Origin of the sequence: Arthrobacter sp. MMS18-M83, from assembly GCF_026683955.1 — a bacterium.
In the GTDB taxonomy this organism is placed as follows: domain Bacteria; phylum Actinomycetota; class Actinomycetes; order Actinomycetales; family Micrococcaceae; genus Arthrobacter.
On sequence record NZ_CP113343.1, the window covers coordinates 145,080 to 166,688 of the forward strand.

General features: G+C 60.6%; 22 protein-coding genes and 4 pseudogenes. 6 read left to right on the forward strand and 20 right to left on the reverse strand.

Annotated elements, in window-relative coordinates:
* Positions 1-191: 191 nt before the first annotated feature.
* The 13 genes from OW521_RS00680 to OW521_RS00740 form a co-directional block, all read right to left on the reverse strand.
* On the reverse strand, positions 192-506 hold the full coding sequence (locus OW521_RS00680) for a hypothetical protein (protein ID WP_268022074.1): 315 nt from the start codon (positions 504-506) through the stop codon (positions 192-194).
* A 197-nt stretch (positions 507-703) separates the two neighbouring features.
* Positions 704-1,840, reverse strand: coding sequence for an alpha/beta hydrolase family protein (locus OW521_RS00685; protein ID WP_268022076.1), 1,137 nt, complete (start codon positions 1,838-1,840; stop codon positions 704-706).
* 37 nt (positions 1,841-1,877) lie between these two features.
* Positions 1,878-3,071 carry an NAD(P)/FAD-dependent oxidoreductase gene (locus OW521_RS00690; RefSeq protein WP_268022078.1) on the reverse strand — a complete coding sequence of 398 codons (1,194 nt, stop codon included), beginning with the start codon at positions 3,069-3,071 and terminating at the stop codon, positions 1,878-1,880.
* Positions 3,071-3,277, reverse strand: a complete 207-nt coding sequence (locus OW521_RS00695) for a ferredoxin (RefSeq protein WP_268022080.1) — start codon at positions 3,275-3,277, stop codon at positions 3,071-3,073. The genes OW521_RS00690 and OW521_RS00695 overlap by 1 nt, the downstream gene beginning before the upstream one ends.
* A gap of 29 nt (positions 3,278-3,306) precedes the next feature.
* Positions 3,307-4,509, reverse strand: coding sequence for an amidohydrolase family protein (locus tag OW521_RS00700; RefSeq protein ID WP_268022081.1), 1,203 nt, complete (start codon positions 4,507-4,509; stop codon positions 3,307-3,309).
* Positions 4,506-5,090, reverse strand: a complete 585-nt coding sequence (locus tag OW521_RS00705) for an amino acid synthesis family protein (protein WP_268022083.1) — start codon at positions 5,088-5,090, stop codon at positions 4,506-4,508. Before OW521_RS00705 ends, OW521_RS00700 begins: the two co-directional genes overlap by 4 nt.
* 68 nt (positions 5,091-5,158) lie before the next feature.
* Entirely contained in the window at positions 5,159-5,941 is a 783-nt protein-coding gene (locus tag OW521_RS00710) for an SDR family NAD(P)-dependent oxidoreductase (protein WP_268022085.1), read from the reverse strand.
* Positions 5,938-6,216, reverse strand: coding sequence for a hypothetical protein (locus OW521_RS00715; RefSeq protein WP_268022087.1), 279 nt, complete (start codon positions 6,214-6,216; stop codon positions 5,938-5,940). Before OW521_RS00715 ends, OW521_RS00710 begins: the two co-directional genes overlap by 4 nt.
* 11 nt (positions 6,217-6,227) lie before the next feature.
* Positions 6,228-6,746 carry an aromatic-ring-hydroxylating dioxygenase subunit beta gene (locus OW521_RS00720; protein ID WP_268022089.1) on the reverse strand — a complete coding sequence of 173 codons (519 nt, stop codon included), beginning with the start codon at positions 6,744-6,746 and terminating at the stop codon, positions 6,228-6,230.
* A gap of 2 nt (positions 6,747-6,748) precedes the next feature.
* Entirely contained in the window at positions 6,749-8,065 is a 1,317-nt protein-coding gene (locus OW521_RS00725) for an aromatic ring-hydroxylating oxygenase subunit alpha (protein WP_268022091.1), read from the reverse strand.
* A 41-nt stretch (positions 8,066-8,106) separates the two neighbouring features.
* Positions 8,107-9,132, reverse strand: coding sequence for a dihydrodipicolinate synthase family protein (locus tag OW521_RS00730; protein WP_268022093.1), 1,026 nt, complete (start codon positions 9,130-9,132; stop codon positions 8,107-8,109).
* A gap of 61 nt (positions 9,133-9,193) precedes the next feature.
* Entirely contained in the window at positions 9,194-10,039 is an 846-nt protein-coding gene (locus OW521_RS00735) for a hypothetical protein (protein ID WP_268022094.1), read from the reverse strand.
* Entirely contained in the window at positions 10,039-10,290 is a 252-nt protein-coding gene (locus OW521_RS00740; RefSeq protein ID WP_268022095.1) for a hypothetical protein, read from the reverse strand. Before OW521_RS00740 ends, OW521_RS00735 begins: the two co-directional genes overlap by 1 nt.
* Positions 10,291-10,794: 504 nt before the next feature.
* Between OW521_RS00740 and OW521_RS00745 the strand changes: the two genes are divergently transcribed.
* Entirely contained in the window at positions 10,795-11,553 is a 759-nt protein-coding gene (locus OW521_RS00745) for a GntR family transcriptional regulator (protein WP_268022096.1), read from the forward strand.
* 273 nt (positions 11,554-11,826) lie between these two features.
* On the opposite strand, the gene OW521_RS24275 is transcribed toward OW521_RS00745, so the two are convergent.
* From OW521_RS24275 to OW521_RS00760, 4 genes and pseudogenes are all read right to left on the reverse strand, one after another.
* A complete protein-coding gene (locus tag OW521_RS24275; protein WP_442781290.1) occupies positions 11,827-12,219 on the reverse strand; it encodes a LysR substrate-binding domain-containing protein in 393 nt (130 codons plus the stop codon).
* Positions 12,220-12,247: 28 nt separating this feature from the next.
* A pseudogene (locus OW521_RS00750) lies at positions 12,248-13,362 on the reverse strand (transposase); the annotation flags it as partial.
* Positions 13,363-13,957: 595 nt separating this feature from the next.
* A pseudogene (locus tag OW521_RS24280) lies at positions 13,958-14,026 on the reverse strand (hypothetical protein); the annotation flags it as partial.
* A gap of 95 nt (positions 14,027-14,121) precedes the next feature.
* Entirely contained in the window at positions 14,122-14,340 is a 219-nt protein-coding gene (locus OW521_RS00760) for a hypothetical protein (protein WP_268022098.1), read from the reverse strand.
* On the opposite strand from OW521_RS00760, the gene OW521_RS00765 reads away from it, so the two are divergent.
* On the forward strand, positions 14,339-14,722 hold the full coding sequence (locus OW521_RS00765; RefSeq protein ID WP_268022099.1) for a hypothetical protein: 384 nt from the start codon (positions 14,339-14,341) through the stop codon (positions 14,720-14,722). The two genes, OW521_RS00760 and OW521_RS00765, sit on opposite strands and share 2 nt — an antisense overlap.
* 742 nt (positions 14,723-15,464) lie before the next feature.
* Here the strand turns inward: OW521_RS00765 and OW521_RS00770 are convergent.
* A complete protein-coding gene (locus OW521_RS00770) occupies positions 15,465-15,635 on the reverse strand; it encodes a hypothetical protein (protein WP_268022100.1) in 171 nt (56 codons plus the stop codon).
* An 895-nt stretch (positions 15,636-16,530) separates the two neighbouring features.
* Between OW521_RS00770 and OW521_RS00775 the strand changes: the two are divergent.
* Together OW521_RS00775 and OW521_RS00780 are read left to right on the forward strand one after the other, a co-directional pair.
* A pseudogene (locus tag OW521_RS00775) lies at positions 16,531-16,872 on the forward strand (IS110 family transposase); the annotation flags it as partial.
* Positions 16,873-17,035: 163 nt separating this feature from the next.
* Positions 17,036-17,758 (forward strand): transposase, encoded by a 723-nt coding sequence (locus OW521_RS00780; RefSeq protein WP_268022101.1) that lies wholly within the window; start codon positions 17,036-17,038, stop codon positions 17,756-17,758.
* A gap of 681 nt (positions 17,759-18,439) precedes the next feature.
* Here OW521_RS00780 and OW521_RS00785 read toward each other — a convergent pair.
* Together OW521_RS00785 and OW521_RS00790 are read right to left on the reverse strand one after the other, a co-directional pair.
* Positions 18,440-19,720, reverse strand: a complete 1,281-nt coding sequence (locus OW521_RS00785; protein WP_268026092.1) for a glycoside hydrolase family 15 protein — start codon at positions 19,718-19,720, stop codon at positions 18,440-18,442.
* A 258-nt stretch (positions 19,721-19,978) separates the two neighbouring features.
* Positions 19,979-20,260 (reverse strand): annotated as a pseudogene (locus OW521_RS00790) (trehalase-like domain-containing protein); the annotation flags it as partial.
* Positions 20,261-20,942: 682 nt separating this feature from the next.
* On the opposite strand from OW521_RS00790, the gene OW521_RS00795 reads away from it, so the two are divergent.
* Positions 20,943-21,140 (forward strand): hypothetical protein, encoded by a 198-nt coding sequence (locus tag OW521_RS00795; protein WP_268022102.1) that lies wholly within the window; start codon positions 20,943-20,945, stop codon positions 21,138-21,140.
* 39 nt (positions 21,141-21,179) lie between these two features.
* Positions 21,180-21,578 carry a carboxymuconolactone decarboxylase family protein gene (locus tag OW521_RS00800; RefSeq protein WP_268022103.1) on the forward strand — a complete coding sequence of 133 codons (399 nt, stop codon included), beginning with the start codon at positions 21,180-21,182 and terminating at the stop codon, positions 21,576-21,578.
* The last annotated feature ends 31 nt before the right edge of the window (positions 21,579-21,609 follow it).

The window sequence follows — 21,609 nt, forward strand, 5'->3', positions numbered from 1 at the left end:
CACCTCGATCTCCTGGAACCGGTACCGCGGCTTCGGAATGAAACCCTGTGCCGCGAAATAGCTGCGGAGGTTCTCTGGGCTCGGGAAGGCGTCCAGCAGCACGAGCGTTTCGCGCAAACCATAGGCTCGACGTGCATCTGGAATTCCTTACTGGGATCACGAACGGGACCCGGTTCTTGTCGAACCTCGGCCTAGAGAGTGACTGCGGCACAGTTGAAGCGTCTTTTGATCCGAGAACCCGCAGGTTCTTCCGCCAGCCACACACGAACCTCATCATCCTCGTGAAGTGCGATCCGGCCGCCTCCGGCGTCGATCCAGATCCAAAAGATCGATCCATCCGGAACCATGTCGTCCACCGTGCCACGCATAAGCAGCTGACTTTCCCTCTGGACGTACAGCCCGTCTCCAGGAGTAAGACCAGCCCAATCCTTCGTTTTCAAAGGTGGGTATTTCATGAGGGAGGGCAATATCTCGGCGATTTCGCGCTGGACCAAGAGATCGGCCACGTGGGGTTCCGTCTTCCTTGAAAACTGTCTTTACCTCAACGCTCTGGTTCGGGCGCGAATGCTGTGCAGTTCCTCATCACCTGCGCAGTTGTGGTTCGCGTTCCCCTGCCACCCCGAAGGGGAACGTAGGAGTGGCAGGGGAGACGCGGTGCATCCTTGGAAAATAACCAAGTGACCGGGAGCCACCCGGAATGCATTTAGATTCGGTGGAGGAACCAGTCGCTCAGTCGTGCACCCGCTACTGACATGTAGTCATAGCTGCAGTGCAGCGATCCGGCGCCGTCGTAGATGTCCACGGTGACGTCGTCGGAGGTAAGCGCTTCAACGAAACGGTCAGCGCCCTTGATGTCCATGATGATGTCGGCGGTGCCGTGCATGACGTAGACGGGGATCTTGAGCTTGTCTGCGACACCGTCCAGGGTGAATTTGGCCAGCTTTTCTCGGGCTTCTGCATCGTCCTTTGAACCGCTGAGCCACTGGAGCTGCTTCTGCAGGGGCGGGTAGAACTCGTAGAAGTCCGTGAGGATGCTCCACGTTCCGCACCAAGCGGCTACTGCCTTCACGCGGGGTTCGAATGCAGCAGCACGGGGGGCGTAGTAGCCACCGAAACTCACGCCGGCGAGACCGAGCCGGTCAGAGTCGACGTCGCCGCGCTGCTCAAGGAAGTCCAGAATCGCGGCCACGGGTACTTCATAGTCGGGTCTGCTGTACATTTCCTTGAAACGCAGCGAGCTGCCGCGTCCGGGGGTGTCGACCATGACGACATTCATGCCCCGAGCCGGGAATTCGGTTCCGCCCAGGAAGTAGAGTTCTTCGGCCCAGGAGTCGGCGCCGCCAAGGAACAGGACCGTGGGGCGGGCCTGACCGGAGTTGTCGGGGCGGACGATGTAGCCCTCCATTTCCTTGCCCTCGAAAGGTACGGCGATCCGCTCGATGAGTCCATCGGACAGCTTGGCAGCATTCTGGAAGTTCTTGGTGCCCTGGACGTAAGCTTCAGTGCGTCGCTCGTCAAAGGAGTCCAGGAAGAATTCGGAGTGGCGCCAGTAGCTCATGGAGCGGAACAGCGCCCGCCGGGCAGTTGTGATTTCACCGCGCTCAAGGGCTTCGTAACCGGCGGCCGCGATGTCTTTTGCTGTGCGGCTCCACTCGCGGTGCCAAGTTTCGCCGTCGGTGGTCTCACGCCCGATGCGGGCTGCCGTACGTGCGCATTCAAACAGATCTGCGCCGCCGACTGCGACCTGCGAAAGCAGCCTCATCGTCTGCAGCGACCAGTCTTCGTCCTGGGGGAAGAGCTCGATGAGCGAGAGTGCGTCGCCCGTTTTGACGGTGTTCATGTATGTCTCCTTGTTGGAATCGGGTGGGGAAGGGGATTCAGGTCGCTGGGGCCAGCCGGGTTGCGTCGGTGGCTTCCCAGGGGGTTCGGTTCTGGATCGCAACCTTGTATTTGGCGAGTTGCCGGGGAGCGCAGACGCAGAGCGCACCGATTAGCAGGCCGTCACGGCCGAGGGTGGCAACCAGTTTGTCGTCCGACATCTTTTCGATTCGGATGTCGGTGGCACCGGCTGCGCGCCCCACGAACCGCATCTTTTTATCGTGCTGGTCTGTCCAGAAGTAGGGCACTGATGCAAATGGGTCCCTCTCGCCGAGCAGTGTTGCTGCTGCATGGCGGCCTTGGTCCACTGCGTTCGACCAGTGTTCGATGCGCATTTCCTCGTCGAAGACCGGGTTGCGCCAGCTGGCGACGTCGCCCGCCGCGACGATGTTCGGGACCGAGGTCAGCAGTTCCGGTGTGCAAGTAACACCGTTGGTAACCTCGATGGCGCTTCCGGTGAGCCAGTCGACAGCGGGTGTGGCACCGATGCCTGCCGCTACAATGTCAGCGCTGAGGCGTTCACCGCTGCTGAGGGTGAGCGTGACCCCGCCGGCAGAGTCCTGCAGGCTTTCAACGGATGAGCCGCATATCATGCGGACGCCGTTGCCTTCGTGAAGGTCCCTGTACCAAGCGCCGATCTCGGTGCCGAAGGCCCGTGCCAGGGGCATCGGGGATCCTTCAATCAGGGTCACGTCCAGGCCCAACCGTCGGGCTACGGCCGCGACTTCGAGGCCAACGAACCCACCCCCGATCATTACGAGGTGCCTGCCAGGTATGAGTTCCGGCCGCAGCTCGAGGGCATCATCGAGGGTCCGGAGCACGTGCACGCGGGCCTGGGCGGCGACACTGGAGAAGCGCCGAGCGACGGAACCTGTGGCAATGACCATGCCGTCGTAGGGAAGATCGGATCCGTCCGTAAGCGCAAGCAGCCCTTTACCGGCATCAACGCCTCGGGCGGCTGTACTGAGCCGCAACGCGATGCCTTGTGTCTCGTACCAGGGGGCGGGGCGGAGCAGAAGCTGCTCGGGCGTCATGCCGTCAAGCAGGAGTTCCTTGGAGAGCGGCGGGCGGTCATACGGCAACCCTGGCTCTGCCGACACGAGCGTCAGTTCCCCGTCAAATCCACGCTCGCGGAGCGCTTCGGCTGCATGCACTCCCGCGAGCGAGCCTCCGACGACGACGATCCTTTGCATCAGATGTCCTCTATAAAGATGGCGTGTGCGGGACACCCGCGCCGGGCGGCCTCTGCCTGGGCCCGCACAGCTTCGTCGTGTTCGTCAGAGCCGATCAGGACGGCCTTGTTCGTGTCATCGTCGATGTCGAAGAGTGCGGGACCTTCGATGAGGCAGTTTGCGTATCCCTGGCAGGCCGGTAAATCCACGGTGATCTTGAATGCCATTTTTCTCTATCTCCTTTCATGCTGTTGTCTCAGTGCCCCGAGGCTTCGAGGTGCTCGATGCGGGGCGTGACCTGGGCCGCGCGTGCAGCCTGTGGTGTGTTGCGGCTGCGCAGCGTGCGGACTATCCCACCGGTAATCACTGCTGAAATGCCGGGAATATCGCCCACGGCCAGCGCGCCCAAGGCATCGTCTCGGGTCGAACCCCAGGGAGCGTCGAGAACTACGAGGTCCGCGGCCCGTCCGGGGGCGATGAATCCTGCCGGCAGGTCCCATACCCGGGCGTTGTTGCCGGTGGCCGCTGCCCACACTTGGGCCGGGTCGACGTCAGAGAGCGACGACAGCTCGGCTACGGTCTTCAGCACGCCGAGGGGCATGACGCCGGTACCGGTTGGGGTGTCTGAACCGATCACGACACGCTCGAAGATGCCCTTGTCGGCGGCGCGGTTGATGATGCGCACGGCAGAGCGCAGGTTGCCCGCCTGCACGATCTGTAGAGCCATGTTCGTCTCGTCCATGATGAGGTCCACGCCGGCCTCATCAAGTGAGGTTGGTCCGCCGTTGAGGTGGCCGCACACGTCCGGAGCCAGCAAAAGCAAGTGCTCCGGAGTGATCGGCTTACTGCCCGGGATACTCGCCCCTCCGGAGTGGCACATCACGGTTAGCCCGTATTCTTTAGCCCATCGGACCTGGTCTGCCCCATCGGCGGGATCCATGTAGCGGCCGAATCCGAACTTCGCCAGGTGTACCCCGACTTCCTGCAGGTCGGCGAAGTCCTTTTCCTGCAGCGTGGGTTCAAGCACGACTGCGCCGGCGTGGACGGTCATGCCGTTGGGATGGAAGTTTTCGAAGCACTCTTTTGCAGCGATGGCGAGAGCTTTGACTCCTGATGCGCTGCTCGGCCGGCCCGGCGCATGGATCTCGCCGGGGGACACGACACTGGTGATGCCTCCGTGCACGTAGCTTGCAAGGAAGTCCACGGTCTTCTGCCGGGGTGTGTAGTCCCCGAGGACGACGTGGCAGTGTGAGTCGATGAGCCCCGGCGCGAGGGTGGTACCCATGGCGTCGACAACATGGGAGGACCCGTCAATTTCGGCCAGTAGATCCTGCTTGCGGCCAACGGCCGTGATGATCCCGTCCCCGGTGATGACGGTATCGGCGTCCTTGATGATGGGTGACTGCCAGTCTCCGGAGAGGATCGTGCCCGCTCCGACGATTGCGATCGATCCTGTCACAGCCCCTTCTCCTTCGCCTCTGCGATGGACATGCCGCCAACGCGTGCGTTCAGCCGTCCACGGTTTGTCACGGCGGCGATGACGACCAGCTCGTCGGGGTGGGGAGCGTCCGGCACCCGTACTTCCATTGCGTCGTAGTGCGACCGAACCCAGACTTCGTCCTTGAACGCCGTTGGCACGTCAATAACGGAACCGGCGGTGGCGGCCTTCGTCACTGAGGTGATCCAGGCCGCGCCCCCGCCAATGGCCTCGCGGAAGGCGTCTCCGAATACGGAGGTGAGGGCGGCGTTGATGTGTTCCTGCTCGCCTGCGCTCCCCACGAGGCCTGCCTTGCCGTAGCTTTCGACCGGGGCGCCGAGCAGCCCCAATGCCTCTTTTCCCAGCAGGGTTCCGATTTCGCGCGAGGCCTCGACCAGTGCTGAGAGGTCCTCGACAAAGCCCTCCCCGGCGTAAGGGTTTTTGATCACGGCGCAGACCGCAACTTTACGCAGCGGCCCGCCGGCGTCGCTCTTTCCGGCCGACGTGCGGATTTCTTCGACCTGCGCGAAGGTCTTACGAATTTCGATGGACTTCTCAACCATTTGTGTTCCTCATTCTGGTTTGGGTACAACGGCGGACCGTTTTCCTGGTTTTTTGGTGTGGGGTTCTGCTAGAGGCGTCTTCCACCGTCAGTTCGGATCACGACCCCGGTGACAACGCGGGCGTCAACCGGGTCGGCGAGAAAGCGGTACGCCCCGCTGTGGTCTTCAGGGGTGGCGGTGAAACCGAGCAGGGTGCGCTCGGCAATTCTCTCGTCTCGCCCTTCCACCCGGTCAGCCGTCATGGTTTGCCCAAGCGTCGACAGTCCGCCGAACCGGGTTCCTCCGGTGCCGCCAGGCGCGACGCCGTTGACACGGATCTCCGGTGCAAGCTCGGCAGCGAGGTGGTCGACTATGCCCCGCAGCGCCCACTTGGAGCTGCCGTAGAGCACGCCGCCTCCGATGGCGTTGAAGGCAGACTCTGAGAGGGTGAGAGTAACGGATCCCCTTGCTGAGCGGAGTGCCGGGACGGCGAGATTGACCGCAAGCAACGTTGAGCGCACGTTAACGCGCCAAACCTCATCTGCCGCGATCAATAGCTCATCGGAAGACAGCTCACAGACCTTCGCGTAGTTGTCGAACACCCCAACACCACAGGTGATGTTATGCAGTCTTCCCTCTGCATCGACCGCAGCCGCGATGGCCTTTCGGAGGACATCAGCATCGGTCGCGTCGCCGGCCAAGGCTTGAATGGCGCCGCCGGAGGACTCCGAGACGGCTTGGGCGCCCCCTGCCGACCGATTGAGAACCGTAACTTTTGCGCCTTCATGGTGATAGCGTTCGGCAGCGGCCCGCGCAATTCCCGACCCCCCACCCGTGACCAGGATGTGCTGCCCGGAAAGTGATCCGGTCATGCCCCTGGCGTCCTGCTCAGCAGTTTTGTGATGAACTCGGGCTCCTGGTAGCTCAATACATCAAGGGCCACAGCGTCGTAGCGCACGCAGGTGCCGCGACGGGGGGACCATAGTTCAAGCCGCACGCCATTTCGTGTATCGACCTTGCGGACAACGACATCCGCGAACTCATTGGCGATCACGATGGGACCACGGTTGCCACCGTCCTGCGGGAACTCGAGCACATCGCCAGTGTCCGGGTTCTCCGCCTGAGGCCTTGCTGTCGATTCGGACATGATTCATTCCTTTAGATGAAGATGGACAGGTTATGGGCGTTGATGACCGCCTGGTCAATCGCTGCCCAACGGCGTGCGATCTCGTAACCGTCGGTAGTTTTCCGGACGAGGTCCTTTCGGAACACCGAGATGAGGTTCGGCTCGATACTGTCTCCGCGGCTGCGGTAAATAAGGCAGTAAGAGCTGACTTCGTACTCGCCGTCCTGCTCCCCGGTATCCACAAGCACGTTTGTCACGAAGTGACGTGTGCGTGACGGTGGCTGTTCGGCCCAAGCAAAATCAGTTTCGAGACGACGGACCCGGATTTCGAGCGTCTGCTTGTTGTCCTGGAAGATCCTGCCCGTAGGGGAAAGCTCCCATTCCGCCAGTCCTTCTCGTACGACCCGCAGGGGCACATCGTAGGTAATGTCTTTGGCCAGGAATTCGAGCCAATCACGGAAACGGCGCTCATCCAGAGCGAGTGCTTCCCGCAACATAAACTCTCGGATGTCCTCTTGCACGGTCCGGTCAACATGGCTGAGCACGGTCATGATCAGGCCTCACCCAGCAGGTAGTCCGCCCACCGGGACCACAGGTTCCGGAAGTTGGAGTCATTGACGTAGGGCTTGACCACATGGCCGGGACCGGGGAAATCGGGATCCGGCTTGCCTTCAAGGCTCATCATGTACGGGAAATCGATACCGCGCGCTGCAGAGGACTTGGCCATGCGGGTTACGCGTGCCCAGTTCTCGAGGTCATCCTGCTCGAAAGTACCTGCCTGGGCGAACGCGAGTGTGTAGGCCTGGTAGGCAGCTGCCTTGTACTCTTCGGAGGCGTCCTTGGGCACCAGGCACCAGGAGTACATTTCCGTCTTTCCGGGGCCGATGGGGTGGTACAGCCGCATCGTCACGAACCGCACACCCGTTTCACCGGGAATCAGGCTGAAGGGCTGCATCAGGAAGGACAAATTCGGAAACACTGTGCCAACGGCCGTGCGGGTGTTGCTGAACACCTCCACCTGCTCCGGGGAAAAGCTGCGCCGCATCTCCTCGGTAAGCTCTTCCGGGAAACCTGCGAAGGGGGTGAATCCCGGCGTGTGACCGAGCCCGATGCCGTGCCCCTTGCCTGGAATACTCGCAGCCCAGCCCTGGCTGTGCGTCGCGCCCGATGAGGGGAAGTACCCCAGATTGAAGCCGAACTGGTGGGCGACGGGCGTGTGGTATCCATCCCCCGCAAAATTCTCGGCCGCAATTTTCCAATCGGTTTCAGTGATCCAATGATCGGGTGGACCGTAGACTTCACTGCCGGCCAATCCCTGTTTGAGGTAGAGGTCGAGGTAGAACTGGAACCCGCCGAGGTATTCTTCCAATGTGGGAGCATCCTGGTTGAATGTTCCGAACACCAGACCCGCGTAACTGTCTACACGGGCCCCCACCAGGCCCCAGTCCTTCCTCTTCAGCCGGCCTTCATAACCTTCGGCCATATACGGAACTCCGACGAGCTCACCAGAGTTCTTGTACACCCAGCCGTGGTATGAGCAACGGAAGTGGGAAGCGTTTCCCATCTCCGACTTACACATCATGTTGCCGCGATGCCGGCACATGTTGAGATTGGCGTGGATCTCGCCGTGCTCGTCCCGGGCAACGATCAGATTGTTGTTTCCGATATACCGGGTGACGTAGTCACCCGGGTTCGGGATCTCCGATTCGTGCGCCAGGAACGTCCACGCCTGACCGAACAGCCGCTCCTGCTCCAGGTCGAAGATCTGCTGATCGTTGAAGACATGGGCCGGAAACCGCCCCTGTTGGATCCCTTCCTGGATCTGTCGCAAATGAGCATCCATGTCCGGGCTTGCCGGTTCCGTTGTCATGTTGATGACCTCGCTGATTCCTCTATCTATTCCGTGATCTGCTACTTTTTGCGGGATCCCAGTCGCGCTTCGATTTCCGCGCTGATCTTGCGGTAGCGCTCGACGTGCTCGGAGGTAGTGTCCCAGTGCACCTGAGGCACGAGGTCCTCGGTGTAGGGCACCCGGCTCTGGCCTACATTGATGTAGCCGGCCTTGTTGACGCGGATCTTCTCGAGCGGGATGTTGTACTTGGCAAACTCGAAGAAGTCCTGGCCCACGATGAAGGGCTCGTGTGCCCAGCGCAGCCGCTCGGTAAGCCAGCGGGCGTCATCCGTGCGGCCCTGCTGGAGCGCATCGCGCAGGTGGAGGACAGGGTCCGGTCCCATGGCCGTTGTGGAGGACCAGGCCATGCCAACGAGCTCCTCGCCGTACATCTCCCAAGCCGGGAACCAGTCGGTCTCGATGGGCATGAGGGGGAACTTGTCGCCGGTGTGGGCCATATCGTTGTGGTAGCGGAAGCCGACCGAGGCGCCGCCGGCGTATTTCACTGCGACGACCTGGGGCAGCTGGACCAGCGTGCGGTACACCGAGCGCGGGATGATGCCGCCAAAGGCTGCGGTGTTGTCGTAGACCACGATCGCCATTTCGGGAACGGCCTCGGCGACGTCGCGGTAGAACTTCTCCATCACAGGTGCCACCATCTCGCCCCACATGGGGCGGCCGAGGAGGGTACCGGTGGCGCCGAGATCCGAAAGGAACCGCATACGTGAAATGGTTTCGCGGGTGCTCAGGGTGGTTGAGCCGACGAAGATGGGAAAATCGGGATTTACTGCATGTGCTGTGTGTACCGCGCACTCAGCGAAAGCCTTCCATTCGTCAAGAGTCAGTGTCGCCATTTCGCCTAGGGTGCCGTTCAGCGCGATGGCGTCTACGCCATCGGTGATCAGCTGGCGGATCATGCGTTCGGTCTCGGCGAGATCGACGGTGTTCTGTGCCTCCACCTGGTCCGCGCCGGGCAGAGCCGGCGTGGGCGGGTAGGACATGACGCCACGCATATCGCGGCCGGTGACCTTGGGAAGTTTGCTCATGGTCTTGTTTCTCCTTGATGTGATCGGCTTCCGCGAGTGCAGAGCCGTCTGGGTTGGGGTCTTAAAGCTTCAAACCAGGCGTTGCCGCTGCGACGGCGGTCCCGGTCAGCCACTCCGGAACCGGTTCGTAGGCGAGCACCTCGAACGGGGCTCCGATCGCGCCGGCAGCGGCAATCCATGTGCGGACTTCGTGAGCCCCATTGCCTGCCGCGTCGATTTCCTTCGGCGAGTAGCTCTTGAGCTGTTCGGGATCGCCGCTCTCGATCCGGGTAATGAAGTCGCGGTCGAATTCCTCGTTCACCTGGCCCGCCTCGGGCAGCCCTACCCAGTGGGAGAGGCCGCCGGTTCCGACGACCACCACACGTTCGACCTGGTCCTGCGCTTCAACGGCGCGGCGGATCATCTCCCCGAATTCGTAGCTGCGCTTTGCTGTGGGCCAGGGCGGGTTGACGCCGTTTATGATGATGGGGACGAGCGGGTACCTTGAAGCGGGATCGAGGTGCTTGAACGGAACGCAGAAGTTCTCGTCGAAATCAAAGCCGCCCTCAACCAGGGACGGATCGAACTCATTCGAGATGGCGAACTCGTAGATGTGGCGCCCGAGTTTTCCGTTCCCGGGGTACTGGTGCTGCTCCACCTGCAGGAACTCGCTCATCTCCGGGGTCACAGGTCCCAAGTAGGAGTCCGCCGTCGCGATCGCGAATGCCGGAAGGTTTCCGAAGTTGAAATTGGTGAAGTGTTCCACGGAGATGGCGATGATCGCGTCCGGTTCCAGGGCGTCGATCCGCCGTCGGGCCTCAGCGAAGGCTCCTTCGATTGCTTCCCTTTTGCGTGGCTCGGCTCGTTCCGGCCAGCCGGTCACTCCAGGTGAATGGGATGCTGCGAATGCTCCTACGATCTTGCCCATCAGTTCTCCTCCTCACGGATCTGTGTGTAATAGGCCGCACGATCAACAGCCAGCTGGATGGCGCAGAAGTAGATCAGGTATGGGTTTGCTCCGAGCTTGTGGAGCCTCTTGAAATCGAGCTCCAACATTGCAGTCCGGGCCTCGCCTTCCACCCCGTACTGATCGAGAATCGGATGCGGGTCGCTACGAAAACTCTCTGCGAGAGTGGGATCTTTGCGGATGTCCCACAGCAGCTTGTGCAAGTTGTACAACCGGTGCTCCTCCGTTCGTCAATTGAGTGCTGTCCTGCGCCGGTCATCTTCGGAATTGATTGGTGACTATCAGCGCCCTCGTTCATGACGCGCAGATTCAGAAGTTTCGTGGCGTCGAGCGGTGAAGACAGCTTAGGAATGATTGTCGACAAAAATCAAGACTTTTTTCAAGAAAACTTTTTGAACCCCTGGAAGCAGTCTTGCTGCGCGTTGAGCCAATCTCCGCCTCGGACGCACAATGTCTTCGGTCTCGCGGAACAAGACTTGTACCGGTGAGATTGCTACGGTTCCGGGGGTTTGAGCGATAAACAAGGCGACGAGTCTCCTGTCCCGTACGGTTGAGCGATCCGAAATCTAGGCGGGAGGTGCCGCTGGGCGTCCCCGCGGAAACGGCAGCACTTTGGCGTCCGACACACCCATCCAGACCGTATGCGGCGGACAGGCTCATGTGTTCACCTATTTTTGTCGACATTATTGCAGGACGCGGCCCTATGATTGATCTGTATGCTCGAATCGAGAGCAGAAACCGTCAAACTAGGAGCTCCCAACGCCATGGCCGTCAGCCAACACGCTCAAGCGCCCAGATCGCTCATGGCTCTCCCCGAGGAATTGAAACGGGCCATCGCAAACGGCGAATACGCGCCTGGGGCGAAACTTGTAGAACGAGAGCTCGCCCTGAAGTACGGCGTTGGTCGTACTGCGGTGCGTGACGCCTTGCGGTACCTCGACGCTGAACGAATTATCGTGCTTACTGAAAATCGTGGAGCGCGTATTAGGGAACTTAGTTACGCTGAAGCGGCAGACATTTACCAAGTGCGTAGCGTGCTGGAAGGGCTTGCGGGCGAACTTTTTGCTGTGCGTGGCACCGCTGCCGAGAAGGTTGTCTTTGCCAAGTCCCTCGAGCCTGTACGTGAGGCGATGGAGAATCTGGACATCACCGGGGCGCTACTAGCGAGCGATGTCTACTATTCCCATCTTTTGAACGGCGCTCGGAACTTTGAGCTATACGAAGTGGTTGAACGTCTCCATGTCCGAATCAGCCAGCTCCGCCGAGTCTCTTTGTCCATGAGCGATCGCGCGCAAGCCACCATTGAGTCCCTGCAGCGAATCGTGAACGCGGTGCTCGCCGGCGATCCTGTCGAAGCTAGGCTCGCTTGCGTTGAGCACGTCCGGGCTGCAGCTGCAGCGACCCTACCCGTGCTGGCAGCCACCGGCGAAAAACCCGATGCGGAACCGAAAATTTGTGGCTTGCCTTCGTCCTAGAGCGATGCCTCGTGCTCGCTTGGTGAGCATAGATCAGGCCGAGTATTTGCTTGTGCTGGGGCAGTCCCCTAAATCCGGGTCTAGCTTTAGCCTGGATGCTTGATGGTTGTCTTGACTGCTGTCTACTCAATCTTTGCCTCAGCAAACAAGCGAAATGTGATCGGCCACTGGATGAGCCCACGCCGCTCCGTCGTCTGGAGCATAAACCGCTATGTGGCAGAGATCCTTCGCCGTTCAAGCATTCGCCCGAGCCTCCAGACAGCGGACGCGGAGCTATTGGACCCGATGTCGAGCCTTGCCGAATTCAGCGTGGCAAAAATCAACCAGAGCCTGCACTTTGGCGTTAGGTACGCTACCGCCCGGACGAGCTAACACAACGGAGTTCGCCGGCATCTGATCCGCGATCCGCTTGTAGAGAACGGGAAGACCGTCATAGGTGGTGTCACCTGCGGGCCTGCCCATCAATACGGAGTATCCGATGCCTCTGGCAACCATAGACCGGATAGTTTCGACGTTATTGCTGAACATTCGGATATTAGCTGTGAAGCCAATCGCTCTAAGCAATTCGTTGGCTATGTCGGACGCTGGGCGCAGTGAGAGCAGGATCGCCCTATCCTCACTCAGTTCCTCAAGCGCGATTTCACTACGGTTCGCCAGATGCGGAATTTTTCAAGCTGAACGGTACCAACGGGGGTTAGGCGGCTAGCTGTCCCGTGTTTTCCTTAGGCTGGTTGATCCACGAGGGTCCTGGGAGCCCGAGGATTTTCGGGTCGGTTCTGGTGGTGAAGCGTTCGGGGTGTTTCGCGCGGGCTTGAGCGAGTGTTGCCAAGCGTTCCTTGGCCACGTCGGCGGCGTGTCCGTAGTGGACGTTCGCGGGCGTGTGGAAGCCGATTCCGGAGTGCTGGTGGTGATGGTTGTACCAGTCCACGAAGCCGCTGATGAATGCCCGGGCGTCGTGGACTGAAGCGAAGCGTTCGGGGAATTCCGGACGGTACTTCAGGGTCTTGAAAAGCGATTCACTGTACGGATTGTCATTCGACACCCGGGGCCTGGAGTGAGACCGGGTGACCTCCAGGCCCGAGAGCAGCGCGGCCACCGTCTTGGAAGTCATGGACGTTCCCCGGTCCGCGTGCACGACCAGCGGGATCCCGTGGATCCCGAAGATGCCTTTCATCATTTCCACCGCCAGCACCCCGGACTCGGCGGCGTGCACGTGCGCGCCGACGATGAATCGGGAATGGATGTCGACCATCATGTAGCAGTCGAAATCTTTGCCCTTGAACGGGCCGGCGAGTTTGGTGATGTCCCACGTGTACACCTGCCCCGGGGCCGTGGCCACCAGTTCAGGAACGGCACGGGGCGGATGTTTGGCCAGCCGGCGGCGTTCCTTGACCTGCTTGTTTTCCTCCAGCACCCTGTAAAACGTCGATAGCGATCCCAGGTAGATTCCCTGGTCCAGCAGCTTTGTATAGACATGCATTGGTGCCAGGTCCACGAACTCCGGTGAGTTCAGTGCCGACAGAATCCTGGCGCGCTCAGCAGCGCTGAGTTTGTTCTGCGGCACCACAGCCATCTGGTCCCGTGGTGGGGCCTGTTTGCGGTTCGCGGTCGTCCGGGAAACACCGGTCAACGACGCGGCCCGGCGTGAGGGGATTCTCAGTTCCAGCATCGACCGGTAGGTGGCCATCAGCGTTTCTTGGACCGGGGCTCGTCCGGCATATCCTCTGAGGCGCTCTCTAAGAACGCCTGTAGTTTTCCCATCAGTTCCAAGGCTGCCTCGGTCTTCTTCAACCGGCTCTCGCTCACCTCTGATATGTAGGTCTGGTTGTCAATAGCCATAGGTGAGCGGCTCCTGGATTGTGGTCCGGGGCCGCTCATCTTGTGCCGATCAGGGTGGGTAGCTTGGTGCTGGGCGGGTCGGTTTCGACTGGCAGTGTCAGGCTGACATCCGCGGGTTGTTTAACGCATGACGATGTGTTCGGCTGCAGCGTATCGGTGTCTAACATCGAGCGTCCGACGGCCGGGTCATCCGCGTGCTCATAGAGGTGGCCCCGAGTTAGCTCCGGGTGCTGCCCATCGCACTTGCATGCACCGGAGGGGCACGTTCAGGTCAGCCCGCGTTCATGCGTTCTCCTTGCTGGAGCGGGGCGGCCAGTGACCAGCACCAGCCTGCGAGTTCGCGGGCGATCGCGGTGTTGGCCTTGACTGACATCTTGCGGCGTTCATCGAAATGTTCCCATTTCTGGTGGAGCCGGTGGTTTCCCTCCAGGGCGCGGATGCGGGTTGCCGGGGAGACGAGATCGAGCTGGCGCAGCAGGCGTTGCCCGGGCCGGGCGTAGGGGCGCCTGTGCTGCCAGGCGGATTCGATGAGCAGTTTGCGGGCATAGGTGTTTCCGGCCTTGGTGATCGGGCCCTGGTACCGGGACTGGCCGGAGGATTCCTCGCTGGGAACCAGACCGAGATAGGAGCCGATGGACGAGCCGGTGAACCGGGTTCAGTCCGCGATTTCGACGGCCAGCCCGAACGAGGTGGTCATCTGGATGCCGCGCAGGCACATCAGCGCCTCAATCACCGGGGAGTAGCGTGACGCCGCGGCCGTGGCGGCGACGTGCTTCTCGATCCGGGCCAGAGGTGTCCGGCGAGCAGCTCGGCCTGCTCGACGTCGGCCTGATAGGTGAACTGCAGCGCCGGTTCGCCAAGGTTTTGGCGGTGCAGCCACTGGATGTGTTCCTTTGTCCACCGGGTGTCCTTGGTGTACCGGATGCCGTGGCGCAGCAGGCCTCGCATGATCTCCCGGACCAATGTGCTGGGAACGGACCATCAAAGCAATCATGCGAAGACCAGTAACCTTGCGGTATTACGGAGATGGGTACCGCTCGGAGCAACCTTCCTCGGCGGAGTCCTGCACATAGCTGCGTCCCTCATCGCGTTTGCACTCGAAAATCGACGGCATGAACGTGAGGCCCGGCGGAACGGTAAGCGCATAGCTGTTTCTCGAATGCTCGATGTTCTCGACCACGCTATCCAGGACCAGGAGTTGCCTCCACTCATCCGCAACGGGCGAAACCCCGATGCTCGTGTTCTCCTTGCACTGTCCCGACTGCTGGTCGACCTTCCGAAGGACGACCTACGCGTTGCCCTATGGCAGAAAGCCAAGTCCAGCGGATAGTCTACCAACGAAACGGAAAACAGTACTTGCATCGAGCGACACAGCTTCAATCTCGTCTTGTAAGTTGGTAAGGCGATGCTGAGATTCGTTGGTTCGACGAACCCTCCGTGAATCACCATTTGATGCTCACTGGCGGCCATCGCTATCCACGCGAGCGAAGCCAGTTACACGCGACTTGGCGAAGGACATGGAAATTGCTGCAGGGTGGGTCCTTGCAAACGCCATAGTGAAAGACGTCATAATGCCAGCCGCATCGAAGTTCGTACGTGATCGGTTCGGGACACTCGAGAAATAGGCCTCTCGAAGGTGACAGGATTCAGTTGCGCAGTCTCATCGTTTCACGGAGTTGCCCATGGCAGCTCCTTCGGAAGATGCGACTCTCAGGACGCTCGAGGCCTAGGTCGAACTGCCAACCGGAAGTCACGTGAATGCATCGGTTCATCTTCTGAAAATCGCCGCGCTCTATCGTCGGCTTTCACCCCAAAACCTCGGGTGAGCCCCAAATCTGCCACAAGAAAGGCCCTCCCACCCAACGTCTCCGCAGGTCGGAGGGCCTTCACTGTGGAGCTAAGGAGATTCGACCTCCTGACCTCTTCTCACGGGTGGACAGGTTGTCTGCGAACGGCTCGTGTGTGGTCTTGAAAGTCCGCGGAATCTCGTGCATAGGCTGTTCACCGGTCGAGGATGCGCTCAGCGCCGTCGGCCTTTCCGACGTACTGCTTGCCGTTAGTGGAGTCCGTGATCAGGTAAATGCCCTGAACTTAAGAGAGAGCGCCTGCCAGTCCGCGTATCGCGAATCCCCCACCATCTCGCACAATTTGTGGTAGCTGAGCAACTGGTCCGCGGAGGCGGCGAGTTTGGACCTCACGGGCGTGGGCAAGCCGTTGCCTGGATCCATCGCGTCGGCGAGCAACTACGCCGCCATTTCGCCGATCCCGGCAGCACGTCCGAGGCGTCGCCGCCCAGGGTGGCTTCGTCGGTGTACTGCTCGCGCAAGCCACGGGCCTCCCAGAATCCTTTCACGAGCATCCGCTCGCTAGGTCAAGAAGTCGACAGGACCCAGGGCAGCACCGCATGTAGCTCCGAGCCGCACCTGCATTGGGCATGCACGTCGAAAGGCCCAGGGGCGAGCCACCGCGGCACTTCCATAAAGCAGACGTAGGTGTGGACACTGTCCACACCCCCTTTGGCAGGACAAAACGACAGACGCAGCTCCCTTATGACCAGACGTAGCTTCCCAGAGAAACTTCGGCGCCAAAGTCGGTTTCATCATGTTGTACCCCGGACCCTGAGCCATGAACTGGTGTTGGCCATCCACGACCAACCAGACAGAACCGGAATGGAGAACCGCATAACCCCACCCCAGAGCAGGTGGAGGGCCCACTAGCCAGGACCCTGAACCCACCACCCACACACCTGAATAGGCCACCGCGGCGGCAAGGCCAAAGCTCGCGAACTTAGCGTCAGAGGGACGCCACCACAAGCTTTGTACACACGTTAAAGCAAAAACCCCTCTGACGGGAGGAATGCTGTGCCCGAGGTGGGACTCGAACCGCATTCCGGGCCTTGGAAACGGTAATACTGGAATTGGTCTTGAACCGGTGTGACCCGCTTGAAAACTGACGTGCCTGCCGGTGCTGTCTTCCCTGTGATCTGTCCGCCGGTTCAAGTTCCGCTATAAGCGCGTTGAGCCAGGCGGACATGACTTCATAGGAGCCTGATTCGACCAGTCCCATTACCGTTTTGTCTGCCCACCTGGCCCACGTGCCCGTCAACTAATCATTGATATCTCAGGGGCAGTTTCCATTTTGGCAAAAGAACCGCTAAATGTCTTCGTCGGCGTCGACACGCATGCCGATACTCACCACGTCGCCATCATCAGCGAGTACGGCAAACCTCTGGCCGATCAGGAGTTCCTTGCCGTGGGCTCCGGATACCGCAAAATCCTGGACTTCATTGCCAGTCATGGAACGGCTGCCGCGGTGGGGGTCGAAGGAACCGGCTCATACGGTGCCGGGCTGTCCAAGGTGCTCCGCAACGAAGGGCTCACTGTCCTGGAGGTCAACCGGCCCAACCGGGCCCAGCGTCGCCTGAAAGGCAAATCCGATCCCCTGGATGCCTACCAGGCAGCCCAGTCGGTACTGGCTCAACGAGGACTCTCGACCCCGAAAGCCAAAGACGGACCCGTCGAATGCCTGCGGATCCTGACGTACCGCGCGCTCTTCGGCGATGAAAGCCCGCACGGCAGCAATCAATCAGATCAAGGGTCTCCTCGTGTCGGCACCGGACGCTCTCCGGGCGAAATACAGGGGGATGGCCACTCCCGCCATGATCACCGCCCTCCAGCGGAGCAGGCCGTCAGGCCATGTGGCCGACCCGGAATACATGACGCTGCTGACCTTGAAAACCCTGGCCACCCGTTACCAGGCGCTGGCCGGGGAAATCACCGCCGCCGATACCGCCCTGCAAGAGATCCTCGATTCCTATGCGCCCTTGCTCTGCGACCTCCCAGGCGTAGGACCGGACGTTGCCAGCCAGCTCCTCATCACCGTGGGAGACAACCGGGGACGGATCGGAAACGAAGCCCAGTTCGCGGCACTCGTCGGGGTTGCACCCATCCCGGCATCGTCAGGAAAAACGACCCGCCACCGGCTCAGCCGAGGCGGTGACCGCAACGCAAACCGTGCCCTGCATCAAGTAGTACTGACCCGGATGGCTTCGTGTCCACGCACGAAAAACTATGTCAGTAAACGCACCACGGAAGGAAAAAGCAAGCGAGAGATCATGCGTTGCCTCAAACGCTACGTATCCCGTGAAATATACCGACAGATATTCAACCCGGTACCGGCACCAGGCATCACCGACCTACGCCAGAAACGCAAAAGCCTCGGGTTGACCGTCAATGCGGTCGCCGGCGAACTCAGCCAATGGCCCTCCGTTATCTCCCGCATCGAACGAGGCCTCATGCGCAACGACGACCTCGCAACAAGCTACCGAAAATGGCTCGAGGAGCAGGGGACTCAAAAAGCGAATTGACAACCATAGGAGCGTCACTGGGAACTCCAGAAAACATACCGAATCCGAGCCAGTCCGGCCGATGTACGGCCCAGTCCCAAGGTAAAAGTGTTGACGGTGTCAACACCCTCTTGATGGCCGAGTCGAGCGCAATCTCGGGCTGCGCTCCCCGCGGTGGAGGAGGCAGCGGCACCGGATTCCTGAGGAGAGTCATCGAGCCAAATCCACAGCGGCCGGCGAGGAACCCGTCGTTTAGAACGCTGCGGCCGCGCTGAAATACGGCCCTAGTTGCATTTCCGCGCGTTCTCTTCGGGTACGCCCAGCAGGCCCCTCTTTGCCCGACGGTGGAGTGCAATGGGAGTTGTATTGCCAAGCGTTATTCGCTGAAGCGACGGTCGTGACCAGCCTGCCGGCCCTTCACGGCTGCGCAGGAGGTGTCCGGAACCGTGGCACTCGTCGGACCCCTCGACCGAGCATGGATGCGTGGAGGTCCTACAGGAGCATCCGCGAGGCCATGAGAATTGTCCGAAATACCGCCAGAACTCGCGCCGTGAACGTCTTCATCCGCGAACGCAGCCTGGCCACCAGCTGAGCGGCGGAGAACTCAGCGCTGAACAAATCCGCGCCCAGTATCAAATTGGTTGGGCGGCGGCGTGGTCACACGCACCTAGCTGCTCGCCACGGCCACGTGGATGACTCGACTTATTCGGTTTCTTTGACGGCCATGCTTAGACGGTCGACCCCGTGCATTGCATCCGCGGCCCGGACTAGCGCCAAGTGGGAAAATGCTTGCGGGAAGTTGCCCGCCATCCGTTTTTCTTTCACCGCATATTCCTCGCTGAGCAAACCCAGCTCATTCGAGAACCCCACAAGCGTGTCCATCAGTGCTTTGGCTTCGGTCAAACGACCTGTCCTGGCGTATTGCTCCACGAGCCAGAAGGAACACGCAAGAAATGGATGTTCGCCCGGTTCAAGTCCGTCGATGCCGCTCTCGGTCCGGTACCGTAGAAGCAGCCGGTCCTCCGTCAAAAGTTCCTTTTCCAGCATTGAAACCGTACCGAGCATTCGCTCGTCCGCGTACGCAAGGAACCCGACCTGCGGAAGAGCCAACAGAGCGGCGTCCACCTGTCGCCCACCGTATGTTTGGGTGAAGCAGTTCAGCTCGTGGTTAAATCCTCGGTTCATGATCTCCTTGCGCAGCCGTTTGCGGATTTCCTCCCAGTGCGCAACCGGGCCCTGCAGCCCGTGGTCACGGACCGCCCGGACTCCGCAGTCGAATGCTGACCACATCATGACTCTGGAATGTGTGAAGTACCGAGCGCTACCTCGCATCTCCCAAAGACCGAAGTCTTTGTCGTTGAAGTGATTCTCCACGAAGCCCAATAGGGCGCACTGTAAGGCCCAGGAGAAGTGGTCTTCCCTTCCGCCGGCCAGGCGCAGTCTTTCCAGCGCAACCATGACTTCGCCCACTACATCGGCCTGATACTGGGAGACAGCGGCATTACCGACCCGAACGGGTCTTGCATCCTGGTAGCCCGGCAGGTGGTCCAGTTCTTTTTCCGGCAGGTCCCGTTCACCTCCGACTCCATACATGATCTGAATATCTTCCGGATCACCAGCGAGGGCGCGTAACAGCCAATTGCGCCACTTTAACGCCTCGGATTCATAGCCATGCGTCAACATGGATTCGAGCGTCAACGCGGCGTCGCGAAGCCAACAGTAACGGTAGTCCCAGTTGCGAGAACCCCCAAAATCCTCCGGCAGAGACGTTGTCGGGGCGGCAACGATGCCACCTGTTTCATAGTGCGTCAGAGCACGCAGCACCAATAGCGACCGCTTGACTGCGGCCCCGTATGCTCCGTCCTGACGGCAATGACCTCCCCACCGGGCCCAATAATCCACAGTCTCATCGAGAGCAGCGTCCACATCGACGGCGGGCGGCACTTCGCGATGGGAGGGAAACCACTTCAGCTCGAAATCCACACTCTCTCCAGCTGCAACCACAAATTCCCCTACATGAAGACGATCGTGGGCTCGGGGAAGGTAAGGCCCCCGCAACGCCCAGGCATCCGGTCCGGCCATGGCAAGTAATATTTCAGCACCGCGCGCAGCGTTCTCGCGATATCGGCTCACCCAAGGCAATAGGGCGCCGTAACGTGGGCGGATCCTCAGATCCTGCAGCAGGATGACGCTCCCGCTAAGGCCCGTCACCCGTCGGACAAGGGATGAACACCCTTCCCCGACGGGCATGAAGTCCCTAACCCGGACCTGGCCACTGGAAGTCTGCCATGTTGTCTCAAGAACAAAAGTCGACGCCACATAGCGACGGTCCAGGACGACCGCTTCAGGGTGCTTGGGGGCAAGCAGCCACCTTCCGTGCTCTTCGTTCCCCAGAAGGGCGCCAAAAATTGAGGCTGAGTCGAAGCGTGGCAAACAGAGCCAGTCGACGCTGCCCCGGCGAGAGACTAGACATCCTGTGGAGAGATTCGACAGAAGCGCATAGTCCTCTATGGGTGCGGCCATAGCCCCACTCAATCACAAGGTTTTGAACCGCGATAGATTCGGCCCGGGGGAACCATCAGGCCCTCGTCACAAGACGCTGGGGGCCGGAGACATCCGGGGCCACGCCGTCGGAGGTCCATGGCTTTGAGCCACCACCCCCATTCCACCCGGGTGGCCGGCCGTCCCTCCCGGAACTTCACCCGGGAGGGTAGTTGCGGGCCACTCCGGCCTCGGAGCCAGACTGAATACAAGACGCCAGCAAGGTCACCACGCGGCAACACAGCAAGGGAGTAGCCATGGAACGCTCTGTCAGCATCGACAGTGGTGAGACACTAACCGCTTCTCCGGCCCGGAATGGCGGACGCTTTTCGATAATGCGTTCGATCCCGATGCGCGCCGTTTACTCCAGTGACCCGTTGCGGCAACTCGGTGGCTCGGGGATGACGCGCGACGAGGCCTACGCTAGTTGCCCCGACGACTCGTATGTGGAGCTTTACGGGAATCAGTGGTTAATCGTTCCGTTCGCGCCTATCGAGCAGCCGAAATTCTTCGTCTGCACGCCAGGCCCGAAAAGCACGAGTCTCTGAGGCATGTTGCCAGCCTTGTCGGTCGCCTGCAGCAGCCATCCTCCAGAATGACGGCCAGCGTCAGGAAGTTGTTTCTGCGTCTCGCTGAGAGAAACCATGAGACCGCAACGCCGTGCATGCCTGCACCGCCCTCTTCGCACGAAGCCATGGGTCTGACCGAACCGGGCCAGGGATCCCGCGCCGTCCCGGAAGGCTGGGTCAACACGGACGGCAAGCTGCCAATCAACGTCTCCGGCGAGCTCGAAGCCAAGGGCGCCCCACCCGGTGGCCGGCGTCGGCATCGCGAACTAGTCAGCGTCCTCGAAGCCGCCTAGCCCTCAAGACCCAGATCCTCCACAGAAAGTGGCACATCGGTGACAATTTCACAAACGCACCAAGACAGCTACAAGAAGGGCCTCAGTATCCGCAGCACCGTCATGGGGACGGCCCACGTCGAACGAAGCCTTGGGCAGACCAGCGACTTTTCCCGTCCTATCCAAGAGATGGTTACCGAGTACGCGTGGGGGGAAGTGTGGTCCAGGCCTGGCCTGGATCCGAAGACTCGGAGCATGCTCAATCTGGCCATGCTGACCGCCCTTAACCGTCCACATGAATTCGCAGGACACGTCCGCGGCGCTGTCAACAACGGCGTTACGGAACAGGAAATACAAGAAGTACTGTTACAGACGATGATCTACTGTGGCGCGCCTGCTGCGCTTGAGTCTTTTCGAGTGGCCGAGGCGGTCCTGCAAGAGATGCCGCACCAGGATTAGAAATCCTGGCCGAACCACTCCGGCCCCACGG

Excerpts from the sequence above, each read along its gene's own strand:
- OW521_RS00745 (WP_268022096.1), top strand. The coding sequence starts at position 10,795 with ATGCTCGAATCGAGAGCAGAAACCGTCAAACTAGGAGCTCCCAACGCC.
- OW521_RS00730 (WP_268022093.1), bottom strand. The coding sequence starts at position 9,132 with ATGAGCAAACTTCCCAAGGTCACCGGCCGCGATATGCGTGGCGTCATG.
- OW521_RS00715 (WP_268022087.1), bottom strand. The coding sequence starts at position 6,216 with ATGTCCGAATCGACAGCAAGGCCTCAGGCGGAGAACCCGGACACTGGC.
- OW521_RS00705 (WP_268022083.1), bottom strand. The coding sequence starts at position 5,090 with ATGGTTGAGAAGTCCATCGAAATTCGTAAGACCTTCGCGCAGGTCGAA.
- OW521_RS00735 (WP_268022094.1), bottom strand. The coding sequence starts at position 10,039 with ATGGGCAAGATCGTAGGAGCATTCGCAGCATCCCATTCACCTGGAGTG.
- OW521_RS00725 (WP_268022091.1), bottom strand. The coding sequence starts at position 8,065 with ATGACAACGGAACCGGCAAGCCCGGACATGGATGCTCATTTGCGACAG.
- OW521_RS00765 (WP_268022099.1), top strand. The coding sequence starts at position 14,339 with ATGATCTCCCGGACCAATGTGCTGGGAACGGACCATCAAAGCAATCAT.
- OW521_RS00780 (WP_268022101.1), top strand. The coding sequence starts at position 17,036 with ATGGCCACTCCCGCCATGATCACCGCCCTCCAGCGGAGCAGGCCGTCA.
- OW521_RS00685 (WP_268022076.1), bottom strand. The coding sequence starts at position 1,840 with ATGAACACCGTCAAAACGGGCGACGCACTCTCGCTCATCGAGCTCTTC.
- OW521_RS00795 (WP_268022102.1), top strand. The coding sequence starts at position 20,943 with ATGCCTGCACCGCCCTCTTCGCACGAAGCCATGGGTCTGACCGAACCG.
- OW521_RS00695 (WP_268022080.1), bottom strand. The coding sequence starts at position 3,277 with ATGGCATTCAAGATCACCGTGGATTTACCGGCCTGCCAGGGATACGCA.
- OW521_RS00720 (WP_268022089.1), bottom strand. The coding sequence starts at position 6,746 with ATGACCGTGCTCAGCCATGTTGACCGGACCGTGCAAGAGGACATCCGA.
- OW521_RS00760 (WP_268022098.1), bottom strand. The coding sequence starts at position 14,340 with ATGCGAGGCCTGCTGCGCCACGGCATCCGGTACACCAAGGACACCCGG.
- OW521_RS00710 (WP_268022085.1), bottom strand. The coding sequence starts at position 5,941 with ATGACCGGATCACTTTCCGGGCAGCACATCCTGGTCACGGGTGGGGGG.
- OW521_RS00690 (WP_268022078.1), bottom strand. The coding sequence starts at position 3,071 with ATGCAAAGGATCGTCGTCGTCGGAGGCTCGCTCGCGGGAGTGCATGCA.